General features: G+C 64.0%; 10 protein-coding genes. 3 read left to right on the top strand and 7 right to left on the bottom strand.

What is annotated here, in order from left to right; translation table 11 throughout:
• Window positions 1-89 precede the first annotated feature (89 nt).
• The 5 genes from hupB to FJU11_RS01310 form a co-directional block, all read right to left on the bottom strand.
• On the bottom strand, window positions 90-362 hold the full coding sequence (gene hupB, locus FJU11_RS01330) for a DNA-binding protein HupB (RefSeq protein ID WP_141165195.1): 273 nt from the start codon (window positions 360-362) through the stop codon (window positions 90-92).
• A gap of 199 nt (window positions 363-561) precedes the next feature.
• On the bottom strand, window positions 562-2985 hold the full coding sequence (lon, locus tag FJU11_RS01325) for an endopeptidase La (protein ID WP_141165194.1): 2424 nt from the start codon (window positions 2983-2985) through the stop codon (window positions 562-564).
• Between the two features lie 231 nt (window positions 2986-3216).
• Window positions 3217-4497: an ATP-dependent Clp protease ATP-binding subunit ClpX gene (gene clpX / locus FJU11_RS01320; protein ID WP_141165193.1), complete on the bottom strand. Its 1281-nt coding sequence runs from the start codon at window positions 4495-4497 to the stop codon at window positions 3217-3219.
• Between the two features lie 255 nt (window positions 4498-4752).
• A complete protein-coding gene (locus tag FJU11_RS01315) occupies window positions 4753-5391 on the bottom strand; it encodes an ATP-dependent Clp protease proteolytic subunit (protein ID WP_141165286.1) in 639 nt (212 codons plus the stop codon).
• 251 nt (window positions 5392-5642) lie between these two features.
• A complete protein-coding gene (locus tag FJU11_RS01310) occupies window positions 5643-7724 on the bottom strand; it encodes a L,D-transpeptidase family protein (protein WP_181407996.1) in 2082 nt (693 codons plus the stop codon).
• A gap of 345 nt (window positions 7725-8069) precedes the next feature.
• Between FJU11_RS01310 and FJU11_RS01305 the strand changes: the two genes are divergently transcribed.
• A complete protein-coding gene (locus FJU11_RS01305; protein WP_181407995.1) occupies window positions 8070-9086 on the top strand; it encodes a GGDEF domain-containing protein in 1017 nt (338 codons plus the stop codon).
• Window positions 9087-9176: 90 nt separating this feature from the next.
• Here the strand turns inward: FJU11_RS01305 and FJU11_RS01300 are convergent, their stop codons facing one another.
• Complete coding sequence (locus FJU11_RS01300; protein ID WP_141165190.1) at window positions 9177-9548, bottom strand: gamma-butyrobetaine hydroxylase-like domain-containing protein; 372 nt, start codon at window positions 9546-9548, stop codon at window positions 9177-9179.
• A gap of 102 nt (window positions 9549-9650) precedes the next feature.
• Between FJU11_RS01300 and moaA the strand changes: the two genes are divergently transcribed.
• The gene (gene moaA, locus FJU11_RS01295) at window positions 9651-10676 is read left to right on the top strand and encodes a GTP 3',8-cyclase MoaA (protein WP_141165285.1); all 1026 of its coding nucleotides are present in this window, start codon (window positions 9651-9653) and stop codon (window positions 10674-10676) included.
• Between the two features lie 106 nt (window positions 10677-10782).
• On the opposite strand, the gene FJU11_RS01290 is transcribed toward moaA, so the two are convergent.
• Window positions 10783-11220: an FKBP-type peptidyl-prolyl cis-trans isomerase gene (locus FJU11_RS01290; protein WP_141165189.1), complete on the bottom strand. Its 438-nt coding sequence runs from the start codon at window positions 11218-11220 to the stop codon at window positions 10783-10785.
• 258 nt (window positions 11221-11478) lie between these two features.
• Between FJU11_RS01290 and mobA the strand changes: the two genes are divergently transcribed.
• On the top strand, window positions 11479-12129 hold the full coding sequence (mobA, locus tag FJU11_RS01285; RefSeq protein WP_235890718.1) for a molybdenum cofactor guanylyltransferase MobA: 651 nt from the start codon (window positions 11479-11481) through the stop codon (window positions 12127-12129).
• Window positions 12130-12175: the final 46 nt, after the last annotated feature.

Here is a 12175-nt window from a genome sequence, read left to right as displayed (position 1 = left end):
CACCGGTCTTTCTCGATGGCCGACGATCCTCCACGTGGTCGCTGCTGCCGGATGAGGGGCGCCCCTCCTCGCCAATCCTCAACGTGTAATCAGTTGACGGCGTCCTTGAGGCCTTTGCCTGCCGTGAACTTCGGGACGTTGCGTGCCGGAATGTCGACCGCGGCACCCGTGCTCGGGTTGCGGCCCTTGGAAGCCTCCCGGCGCGAAACGCTGAAGTTGCCGAAGCCGACGAGACGCACGTCGCCGCCGTTCTTCAGCTCCGAGGTGATCGCCTCGAATACGGCGTCGACGGCCGAGCCAGCCTCTGTCTTGGCGATCCCCGCCTTGTCGGCGACGGTCGAAACGAGTTCGTTCTTGTTCATCAATCCCACCTTTCCTGCTTGGTTTGAACACTCTCCGAGAAGGTGCACGCGAGTTTAATTGGAGTTACCCAAAGCTCAACGCACGTAAAGAGGTGACAACCGCAGTTTTCGCGGCTTTCCACTATGGTGTGGCAAAAATGAAGGCCGGCGCGATGCCGCGCCGGCCTTCCAATGCGAAAAAAGTGCCTGCATCCGCCTCTCAGTGAGCGACGGAGGGCCCGTCCTCGACCGACTCACCGCCGGAAAGCCGGGGCTTCTCGTCCAGGGTCGGCTCCCATTCGATCGGCTGTGGCATGCGTACGAGCGCGTTCTGGAGCACTTCGCCCATCCGCGCGACCGGCACGATCTCGAGGCTGTTCTTGACGTTGTCGGGGATCTCCGGAAGGTCCTTGGCGTTCTCTTCGGGGATCAGCACCTTCTTGATGCCGCCGCGAAGGGCGGCCAGAAGCTTCTCCTTCAGCCCGCCGATCGGCAGCACGCGCCCGCGCAGCGTCACCTCGCCGGTCATGGCGACGTCGCGGCGAACGGGAATGCCCGTCATCAGCGACACGATCGAGGTCGCCATCGCCGTGCCGGCGGAAGGCCCGTCCTTGGGCGTCGCACCCTCCGGCACGTGCACGTGGATGTCGCGCTTGTCGAAGATCGGCGGCTCGATGCCGAAATCGACCGAACGCGAGCGCACGTAGGAAGCGGCCGCCGAGATCGATTCCTTCATGACGTCACGCAGGTTGCCGGTAACGGTCATCCGCCCCTTGCCGCCGGGCATCATCGCGCTCTCGATGGTCAGAAGCTCGCCGCCGACCTCCGTCCAGGCGAGCCCCGTCACGACGCCGACCTGGTCCTCGGTCTCGGCCTCGCCGAAGCGGAAGCGCGGAACGCCGAGATAATCGGCAAGATTGTCCCGGGTGACGTCGATGCGCGTCGCGTCGGTGCGCAGGATTTCCGTCACGGCCTTTCGGGCGAGCTTCATCAGTTCGCGCTCGAAATTACGCACGCCCGCCTCGCGCGTATAGGTGCGCACGGTATCGCGAAGCGCCTCGTCGCTGACGGAAAACTCCTTGTCCTTCAGCGCATGCTCCTTGAGCGCCTTGGGCAGGAGGTGGCGCCGGGCGATCTCGACCTTCTCGTCTTCCGTGTAGCCGGCGATGCGGATGATCTCCATGCGGTCCATCAGCGGCGCCGGGATGTTCAGCGTGTTCGCCGTGGTGATGAACATCACGTTCGACAGATCGTACTCGACCTCGAGATAGTGATCGGCGAAATGCGAGTTCTGTTCCGGGTCCAGCACCTCGAGAAGGGCCGACGATGGATCGCCGCGGAAATCCATGCCCATCTTGTCGACCTCGTCGAGCAGCATGAGCGGATTCTGCTTCTTCGCCTTCTTCATCGACTGGATGACCTTGCCGGGCATCGAGCCAATATAGGTGCGCCGATGGCCGCGGATCTCGGCTTCGTCACGCACGCCGCCGAGTGCCATGCGCACGTATTCGCGCCCCGTCGAGCGGGCGATGGACTTGGCGAGCGACGTCTTGCCGACGCCGGGCGGACCGACGAGGCACAGGATCGGCCCCTTGATCTTCTTCGCGCGCGACTGGACCGCCAGATACTCGATGATCCGCTCCTTGACCTTGTCCAGACCGTAATGGTCGTCGTCGAGCACTTGCTCGGCCGCCGAAAGGTCGTTCTTCACGCGCGAGCGGACGCCCCACGGGATGGAAAGCAGCCAGTCGAGATAGTTGCGCACCACCGTCGCTTCGGCGGACATCGGGCTCATCTGGCGGAGCTTCTTCATCTCCGCCTCGGCCTTGTCGCGCGCTTCCCTGGAAAGCTTCGTCTTGGTGATGCGCTCGTCCAGTTCGGCCATCTCGTCGCGGCCGTCCTCGCCCTCGCCGAGCTCCTTCTGGATCGCCTTCATCTGCTCGTTGAGGTAGTACTCGCGCTGCGTCTTCTCCATCTGGCGCTTGACGCGCGAGCGGATGCGCTTTTCCACCTGCAGGACGGAAATCTCGCCTTCCATGAAGCCGAGCGCCATTTCCAGGCGCTTCTTCACGCTGGTGGTCGCCAGCATGTCCTGCTTTTCCGGGATCTTGATCGACAGGTGCGAGGCGACCGTGTCGGCGAGCTTGGAATAGTCCTCGATCTGGCTTGCCGCACCCACGACCTCGGGCGAGATCTTCTTGTTGAGCTTGACGTAGCTTTCGAACTCGGAAACGACCGAGCGCGAGAGCGCCTCGATCTCTACCTCGTCCTCGTCGGGCTCCGGCAAGTGGTGCGCGTTCGCCTCGTAATACGATTCCTGCTCGGTGTAGTGCTCGATCTCGGCGCGCTCGCGCCCTTCGACGAGAACCTTCACGGTGCCGTCCGGCAGCTTGAGGAGCTGCAGCACGTTCGCGACGGTGCCGATCGGATAGATCTCGGAAGGGTCCGGATCGTCGTCGCCGGCGTTCATCTGGGTGGCGAGCAGGATCTGCTTGTCCTCGCCCATGACTTCCTCGAGGGCGCGGATCGACTTGTCGCGGCCCACGAACAGCGGAACGATCATGTGCGGGAAGACGACGATGTCGCGCAGCGGAAGGACGGGATAATTCTGGCTCTCGCCGGCCGACCTTGATGTGTCGTTCATGAGTATTCTTCCTCTTCCCCGGCCCGAAGCGAGCCGGCGTTCGGGACGGCATGCATCCCGTGGACTTTCGTTGTCCGACACGTGGCGTGCAGGCGAAACGGTTTCAAGACCGGCCCCGGTACGCCAAGTCGATGACTTCCGGCATTCCCTGCGTCATCGAAGCGAAAAGACGGGCGCCGCCGAGCCGGCAACGCCCGTCCTTCAAGGCCGAATGGTCTGAAAGGGCTTCGCTCACGCGGTCGCGTTGCCCTTTTCCTCGTTGCGCTCGGCGTAGATATAGAGCGGCCGGGCGTTGCCGTTGACCACGTCGTCGGAGATGACGACCTCCTGCACACCCTCGAGCGCGGGCAGTTCGAACATGGTGTCGAGAAGGATCTTCTCCATGATCGAGCGCAGCCCGCGGGCGCCGGTCTTGCGCAGGATCGCGCGCTTGGCGATCTCGCGCAGGGCGTCCTCGTGGAACGTCAGTTCGACGTCTTCCATCTCGAAGAGGCGCCGGTACTGCTTGACGAGCGCATTCTTCGGTTCGGACAGGATCTGGATCAGCGCGTCCTCGTCGAGGTCGTCCAGCGTCGCGATGACGGGCAGACGACCGATGAACTCCGGAATGAGGCCGAACTTCACGAGGTCCTCCGGCTGGAGATCCTTCAGCACGTCGCCGATGCGCCTGTCCTCGGCCGCCTTGACCGAAGCGCCGAAACCGATCGAGGTCTTCTCGCCGCGCGCCGAGATGATCTTGTCGAGGCCGGCGAACGCGCCGCCGCAGATGAACAGGATGTTCGTCGTATCGACCTGCAGGAATTCCTGCTGGGGATGCTTGCGCCCGCCCTGCGGCGGCACGGAGGCGACCGTGCCCTCCATGATCTTCAGCAGCGCCTGCTGCACGCCCTCGCCCGAAACGTCGCGGGTGATGGACGGATTGTCGGACTTGCGGGAGATCTTGTCGACCTCGTCGATGTAGACAATGCCGCGCTGCGCCCGCTCGACATTGTAGTCGGCCGATTGGAGGAGCTTGAGAATGATGTTCTCGACGTCCTCGCCGACATAGCCCGCCTCCGTCAGCGTCGTCGCGTCCGCCATGGTGAAGGGGACGTCGATGATACGCGCCAGCGTCTGCGCAAGATAGGTCTTGCCGCAGCCCGTCGGGCCGACGAGCATGATGTTGGACTTCGAAAGCTCGACGTCGCCGGCGTTCTTCGCGACGTGGTTCAACCGCTTGTAGTGGTTGTGCACGGCGACGGACAGGATCCGCTTGGCCGAGAACTGGCCGATGACGTATTCGTCGAGCGTATGGAGAATGTCCTGCGGCGTCGGCACGCCCTCGCTGGACTTCACCATCGAGGACTTGTTCTCCTCGCGGATGATGTCCATGCACAGTTCGACGCACTCGTCGCAGATGAAGACGGTCGGACCGGCAATCAGCTTGCGGACTTCGTGCTGGCTCTTGCCGCAGAACGAACAGTAGAGCGTGTTCTTCGAATCGCCGCCGTTGCTACCGCTGACCTTGCTCATTTCCAATTCCTTCCAGCATGCCGGACGTCTTGCGCCCGGCCGTTCCAAGGCTGCGGACCGAAATCCTTGACCCCGGCCCCAGCGAGGAGCCGAAGGCCCGGACGACGCCCGGCCCTTTCACAGGCACTTACGCAACGCAATGAATGTAGTGCCGCGCGATCAACACAGCCTTAACGCACGGTTCTAACGCATTCCGGGCGTCTTGGAAGCCCGGAATGCATGAAAACGCACATCTTCGATGCGTCGCTACGCGCCTCAACTGGTTTCCGGCTTGTCGCTCTCCATCGCCTCGCGCGAAGAGATGACCTTGTCGACGATGCCGAATTCCTGCGCTTCGTGCGCCGTCATGAAATGATCGCGATCGAGCGTGCGTTCGATCGTTTCGTAGTCCTTGCCGGTATGCTGGACATAGACCTCGTTCAGCCGCTTCTTCAGCTTCACGATGTCTTGAGCGTGACGCTCGATGTCGGAGGCCTGGCCCTGGAAGCCACCGGAGGGCTGGTGGACCATGACACGTGCGTTCGGCGTGGCGAAGCGCATATCCGGGTGACCGGCGCACAGGAGCAGCGAGCCCATCGATGCCGCCTGGCCGACGCAAAGCGTCGATACGGCGGGACGGATGAACTGCATCGTGTCGTAGATCGCCATGCCCGCGGTGACGACACCACCCGGCGAATTGATGTAGAGCGCGATCTCCTTCTTCGGGTTTTCCGCCTCGAGGAAGAGGAGCTGCGCGCATACGAGCGAGGCCATCTGGTCCTCGACGGGACCGGTGATGAAGATGATGCGCTCTTTGAGGAGGCGCGAGAAAATGTCGTAGGAGCGCTCGCCGCGATTGGTCTGCTCCACGACCATCGGCACGAGCGCCGCGGCGGTATCCACCGGGTTTATCATGAAATCAAGCACCTTTGCCATTTCCGGCCGATCCGCACGCCACACGCGTGAATCGGGTTTTGCTTCTGCCCTGCCTACATAGAGTCTCGCCCCCCGCTTCTTCAAGCGTTCCAAAGCAAGAGCCTTTCGAGCGCGCGATGGATGAGGATTCTGGCGGGGACGAATGCCGCTCCATAAACGAAAAACGGGCCGCTCGAAAGCGACCCGTTCGTCCGTTGGCTTCGCCCGGAATTCCGTCCGGCGCGATCCGTTCAGGTCTGCGCGCGGCGTGTCGTCTCGGTGCGCGAGATCGCTTCCTTCAGGTTCGCGTCGCGGCCGTAGACGTCGTCGAAATATTCGACGGCTCCGCCGTTCTGCGGCCACGCCGTGAAGTAGGCGAGGAAAACCGGGATCTTGTGCTTGACGTCGACCGCCTGGTTGCGACCGCTGGCGATGTACTGGTCCACCTTGTCGCGCGAGATGCCCAGAACCTCCGCGGCCATCCCGCGCGGATCGTGCATGCGCACGCAGCCATGGCTGAAGTCGCGTACGCTATGCTTGAACAGGTACTGCGACGGCGTGTCGTGCAGATAGATCGCGTGCTTGTTCGGGAAAAGGATCTTCAGGCGACCGAGCGCATTGTCGTCGCCCGGCGGCTGGCGCACGGCGAAGCTCTTCATCGAACCGATCTGGTTCCAGTTGAACTGCGTCGAGGAGACGTCCTTGCCCTTGTAGGTGAGCTGGTAGCCCATGCGGTCGAGATAGGCCGAGTTGCGGCGCAGCTTCGGCAGCATCTCGTTCATCATGATCGATTGCGGCACGCCCCAGTACGGGTTGAACTCGACCGTCTCGATCTCGTCGGAGAAGAAGTTGGTCTGGTGATCCTTCTTGCCGATGATGACCTTCGTCTTGAAGGCTTCCTTGCCGTCCTTGTAGAAGTCGGCGACGTAGGCGGCCTGATTGACGAAGACGCGCTCGGCGGGAAGGACGCCGGGAAGCCAGCGCGCCCGCTCCATCGAAAGCTTGAGCTTCTCGATCTTGTTCGCGTTGGAGAAGCCGGTCAGCGCCGATACGGTGTTGGGTCCGACGACGCCGTCCGCGCTCAGCCCCTGTTCCTTCTGGAACGTGCGGACCATGTGCGAGATGTCGCGGGTGTAAAGGTCGCTGCCGTCATAGTCGGCGAGCGTGTCCGCGTATTTCGAGTGCAGATCGTCCGAACCGTTCTGGCGCAGGGCGGCGACCACCTTCGATGTGTTCGGGTCGCGCTGACCGACCTTGATGACGAGGCTTGAGGGAAGCGAGATGACCGGACGACTGCCGTCCTCGCGAAGCTTGGCGAGCGCCTGCTTGAGCGCGACGAACTGTTCGCCCTGCGGGTTCTCCCTCTTCAGCCATCGTGCGGCATTGCCGTCGTTCGCCATCGTGTCGAGCGCGGCTTCGAGGTCGACCTTCTTGCGCGGAAGGTCGTGATAGTCGGAGAGCCGGTCCGGCGCCACGCGGCCGCGGTGCGCATCGAGCGCATAGGTCAGTGCGGCGCGGGAGAGCTCCATCTCGAAACGCATGAGCGCCTGTTCGCGGCTCGAACCGGACGACGCGCCGGAACCCATGCCGCGCTCGGAAGAACCGGACGGATCGGTGACGAAGCTGCCCTCGCCGCCGTCGTTCATTCCGGACATCGACTGGTCCGCGTCGCCGCCGATGGCGCTCGCGTTCTGAAGGCCGGCCTGCCCGCCGTCGGCGTTCGGCATCCCGGACACCGTCGGACGGTTCGGCATCGAAACCGCGTAGTCGGCCGGATCGAGGCCGACCGTGTCGGCGTTGGCGAGCACGTCGAGAACGGCCTTCGCCTTCTCGTTCACACGTCCGTCGCTGACCCAGATGAAGCTCGGATCGCTCGCGTAATGCGCCTTGATCGCAGCCGCGACCTCGGGCAGCGCCCGCAGGCGCATGTCGGCGAGATCGGCGCGGGCGGACAGGAAGGCGCTATCCGTCGTACGATTGTCGGCGGACTGCGAAGAATCGCCCGAACCGTTGCCGATATCGTCGATCGACCCGGTCGTGACGGAATCGGCGAGATCGGAGAGCGGAACCGTCACCAGCTTGTCCGGCTCGTAGCTGTGGACACGCGCCGGTTCCGGCTTGTCGACCGCCACCGGGGTCGCCACCGAGGACGACGTCGAGGAGACGTTGGAAGACGAGTTGCCGTAATTCGAACGGCTCGGCGCCTTCGGTGGCGGCGGAAAGTTTCCGTGCCCGTGATGGCGCCCGCTGCCGCCGGCGAATATCTGGTCGAACACGCCGGCATGCGCCGCCGGAATTGCCGTGAGTGATACGCTTGCGGATAGTGTCGCCACCAACAAAGTAGCGCGACCATTCCTGTTCAATCTCATACTGCCCAACCGTTTCGTTTCCGCCGCGGCCTGACGCCCGGTCTTCCAAACGTGTACGAAGCCCCTGAAGGGTTGATACTAGCTTAACAATCGCCTCGACGAAACGAACGACGACCCCGAGACCTTTGTTTCATCATCCCCATGGCAAATCTGCCACGCGGAACCCCGCATCGGCTGCAACGATGTCGCATAATTAAGATCAGGCTAACAAAATAGTGTCACATTTCGATACGGCAACGCATCGGCTGGGGGTATGCGATGGCGAATGCGAAATACACCGTAAAAGGGGATAGCGGGATCGGGCCTCGTGTGCTTCAGACGCTGAGCGACATGAACCTTTCCGCCATTCCACGCAATTACGAGCTCGTCTACGAGGCCCATAGCGGCAACAATCCCGAACTCGCCCGTGCGCTGGCCAAGTTCGACGGCAATCCGACGCAGGCGGATCTCGACCATCTCGGCGAGACGGCGCTCGAAGGCCATAACCGGTTTTCGATGGTCCGCAGCGCGCAGAAGAAGATGTCCTCCCAGCTCGAAAGCGTTCTCGGACTGCTGCGCCGGGAACAGCAATCGCTCGGCGCTTACGGCTCGATCCTCGAAAAGGCGCAGGATCAGATCGGCGCGCTCGCCGCGACCGACAGTAACCTCCTGCGCGCCATGGTTTCGACGCTGAGCGAGGCAACCGACGAGACGATGGACAAGGGCAAGGCGATCGCCGACTCCGTCACCGCCCATTCGATCGAGATCGAGGACGTGCGCCAGGAACTCGAGACCTACAAGCGCATCGCCAATACCGACAAGCTGACGCGGCTGGCCAACCGGAGGGCCTTCGACGAAATCATGGCGGACCTCTTCGCCATGCCCGGCAGGACCGCCGATGCGACGTTGATCCTCATCGACATCGACCACTTCAAGCATCTCAACGACAGCTACGGCCATCCCGTCGGTGACCGCGTGCTATCGATCCTGGCAAGCGTCATGCGCAACCAGACGCCGCACGGCTGCGTGCTCGCACGAACCGGCGGCGAGGAATTCGCGATCGTCACGAACGGGCTCGACGAGGAGGCATCGGACGCGCTTGCCGAAAGCGTGCGCCGCGCCGTGGAGACGACGCCGCTCCAAAACCGCAAGACGGGCACGAACTACGGCCCCGTCACCGTCTCGCTCGGCGTGTGCGCCGGCACGCTCGCCCGCGATGCGGAAGATCTCTACCGCAAATGCGACGCCACGCTCTACGCGGCGAAGGCGGAAGGGCGAAATCGCGTGCGCCGGTATCGCCACGTTCCGCACGGCGCCAGTGGCGGTGCACGCACGATGTACCGCTGACGCGACCGGTCGGCACGACGCCCGCCGTTCCCGCTTCGGGCCCGCTTCGGGCCCGCTCCGGGTCGGCTTCGAGCCCGCGTCGGGCCGCCTTCAGCCGGTGTCCCTGCCGAGCCCCTTCTCCGCCAGTTCGTTCAGGTAGGCAGCCCAGCGCTCCTCGCGATGGTCGCCGAGATCGCGCAGATAGTCCCAGGTGAAGATACCGGTTTCGTGCATGTCGTCGAAGACGATGCGCACGGCGTAGCTGCCGACGGGCTGCATCTGCATGATCCCGACGTCGCGCTTGCCCGCCACGGTGATGCGCTGTCCCGCTCCATGCCCCTGCACTTCGGCGGACGGCGAGTTCACCCGCAGCAATTCCGCCTCGATCGTGTGGTGCACGCCGTCGGTGAAGACCACCGTCAGCCGGCGGCGGTCCTTCGATACCTTCAGTTCGGCAGGCCAGGCGGCCGGATCGCCGTTCATGGCATTTCGCTCCCTTCTTCGCTTCGATCTGCCGCGGCCCGGCCTTGACGCAAGCGGCATGGACCGCAACATACCGCGCAACGGAGATCGAATATCATGACCATGCCGCTCATCGTGCCGCCCGAAGGCGAGGACGATCGATTGATCGACCCCTTCGGCCGGGAAATAACCTATCTGCGCGTGTCGGTCACGGACCGGTGCGATTTTCGCTGCACCTATTGCATGGCCGAGAACATGACGTTCCTGCCCAGGCGCGACCTCCTCTCGCTCGAGGAACTGGAGCGCCTGTGCAAGGCGTTCATGGACAAGGGCGTGCGCAAGCTGCGCCTGACCGGCGGCGAGCCGCTGGTGCGCAAGAACATCATGTCGCTTATCCGCGCGCTTGGCGCGGAAATCGAGACCGGGCGGCTCGACGAGCTGACGCTGACGACCAACGGCTCCCAGCTGACGCGCTACGCGGACGATCTCGCCGCCGCCGGCGTGCGCAGGCTCAACATCTCGCTCGATACGCTCGACCCCGCGAAGTTCCACGAGATCACCCGCTGGGGCGACTACGACAAGGTGATGGCCGGCATCGACGCGGCCCAGCACGCAGGCATGAAGATCAAGATCAATACCGTCGGGCTGAAAGGCTTCAACGATCGCGAGATCCCGTCGATGCTGCGCTGGGCGCACGGGCGCGGCATGGACATGACGGTCATCGAGACCATGCCGATGGGCGAGATCGACGCCGACCGGACGGATCAGTACCTGCCGCTTTCGAAGTTGCGCGCCGACCTCGAAGAGGAATTCACGCTCGAGGACATTCCCTTCAAGACCGGCGGCCCGGCGCGCTACGTGCGGATCGCGGAAACCGGCGGCAGGCTCGGCTTCATCACGCCGATGACCCACAATTTCTGCGAGAGCTGCAACCGGGTACGCCTGACGTGCACGGGCACGCTCTTCATGTGCCTCGGCCAGGAGGACGCGGCCGACCTGCGCGCACCGTTGCGCGCGAGCGAGGACGACCGGCTCGTGCGCGAGGCCATCGACGAAGCGATCGGCCGCAAGCCCAAGGGCCACGATTTCGTCATCGACCGGGCGAACCGTCCCTCCGTCGGCCGGCACATGAGCGTGACGGGCGGCTGATCGTCGGCAGTGTGACGGACCATCCGTCGGCTCTTCCCGATCAAAAAAGGCCCGCGCGGCGAACGCGCGGGCCTTTTTCGTCGTCGCTCTTCGAGCGTCGGACGTATCAGGCGGCCTTGATGACCTCGACGAGCTCGACGTCGAAGACCAGGTCGCGGCCGGCGAGCGGATGGTTGGCGTCGACGGTCACCGTGTCCTCGCTGACGTCGGTGACGACGATCGGCACCGGCTGTCCGGCCTGCGTCGTCGCCTGGAGCTGCATGCCAGGCTCGGGATTGATTTCCTCGGGAATGGCCGAACGCGGCAGTTCCTGCACCTGTTCGGGCCTGCGGTCGCCGTAGGCCTCGGCGGCCGGCACGGTGACGGTCTGCTTGGCGCCCTCGTCCATGCCGGCGATCTCGCGGTCGAGACCGTCGATGATCTGGCCCGCGCCGAGCTCGAACTGCAGCGGATCGCGGCCTGCGGAAGAATCGAATTCGGTGCCGTCGCTCAGCCGTCCGGTATAATGCACGCGAACGGTGTCGCCCTTTTCGGGTTTCGTCATCGTATTGCTCTCTCTGTTATTGCGTCTGCGTTGCTCGTTACCGGCCGGCCCAGCGCGGAAACTGAAAGAGGCCGACCACACCATGGGCAAGACACGAGACCTTGCCCGCCTGCTCGGATCCCCGTCGGCGGCGCACAGGGCGCATCGTCGAGGATCCGTAATGCCAGACGGCACGAGCCGTCCATGATGAGCTTGAACGGACGGGACCGCGGAGCGTTCCGCAACGTCTCCGGTTTTCGCCGGTGACGGAAACCCGAAGTGGAAAGGACGAACGCCATCGCAAGCCCGCCCGACATATCCGGCTGCATCCTGGCTGGCGGCCTCTCCCGTCGCATGGGGCGGGACAAGCCGCTTCTCAACGTGGATGGCGAGACCCTGATTTCGCGTGTGATTGCCCGGCTGCGCCCGCAGGTCGCCCGCGTGGCGATCAACGCCAATGGCGATCCGGCACGCTTCGACGCCCTCGCCTGCCCCGTCCTCGCCGACCCCTTTCCCGGACATCCGGGACCGCTTGCCGGCATCCTCGCGGCGATGGACGACGCCGGAAGCGCCGGATACGAGCGCGTGGCGACCGTTGCCGCCGACACGCCGTTCTTCCCGTGCAATTTCGTCGAACGCCTTGCCGCCGGCGATTCCGCCGTGATCTCGGTGGCGGCAAGCGGGGAGCGCGTCCATCCCGTCTTCGCACTCTGGCCGGTCTTGCTCGCACCGGCGCTGCGGGATCATCTCAAGGACGAGGGCGATCGCTCCGTCATGCGTTTCGTTCGCGCGCAGCGCCATCGCATCGTCGCGTTCCCGCCGTCGTCGGACGGCGGCGACGCGTTCTTCAACGTCAACACGCCGGAAGATCTGGCCGTTGCCCGGCGCAGGGCCCAAAGTCGAGAGAAGAGCTTCGACGGCGAGGTGTGACCGCGTAAGAGCATCTTGCAGCCGGACTGATCGTGTCCGGCGTCGC

This window comes from Pararhizobium mangrovi (genome assembly GCF_006516965.1).
Taxonomy (GTDB): Bacteria; Pseudomonadota; Alphaproteobacteria; order Rhizobiales; family Rhizobiaceae; genus Pararhizobium_B; species Pararhizobium_B mangrovi.
Note: the sequence above shows the minus strand (reverse complement) of the source record. Positions and strands in the feature narration are given on the sequence as shown.

Bases quoted from the DNA above. Each gene is read 5' to 3' on its own strand.
- FJU11_RS01315 (WP_141165286.1), bottom strand. From the start codon at position 5,391: ATGATAAACCCGGTGGATACCGCCGCGGCGCTCGTGCCGATGGTCGTG.
- FJU11_RS01290 (WP_141165189.1), bottom strand. From the start codon at position 11,220: ATGACGAAACCCGAAAAGGGCGACACCGTTCGCGTGCATTATACCGGA.
- clpX (WP_141165193.1), bottom strand. From the start codon at position 4,497: ATGAGCAAGGTCAGCGGTAGCAACGGCGGCGATTCGAAGAACACGCTC.
- FJU11_RS01300 (WP_141165190.1), bottom strand. From the start codon at position 9,548: ATGAACGGCGATCCGGCCGCCTGGCCTGCCGAACTGAAGGTATCGAAG.
- hupB (WP_141165195.1), bottom strand. From the start codon at position 362: ATGAACAAGAACGAACTCGTTTCGACCGTCGCCGACAAGGCGGGGATC.
- lon (WP_141165194.1), bottom strand. From the start codon at position 2,985: ATGAACGACACATCAAGGTCGGCCGGCGAGAGCCAGAATTATCCCGTC.
- moaA (WP_141165285.1), top strand. From the start codon at position 9,651: ATGCCGCTCATCGTGCCGCCCGAAGGCGAGGACGATCGATTGATCGAC.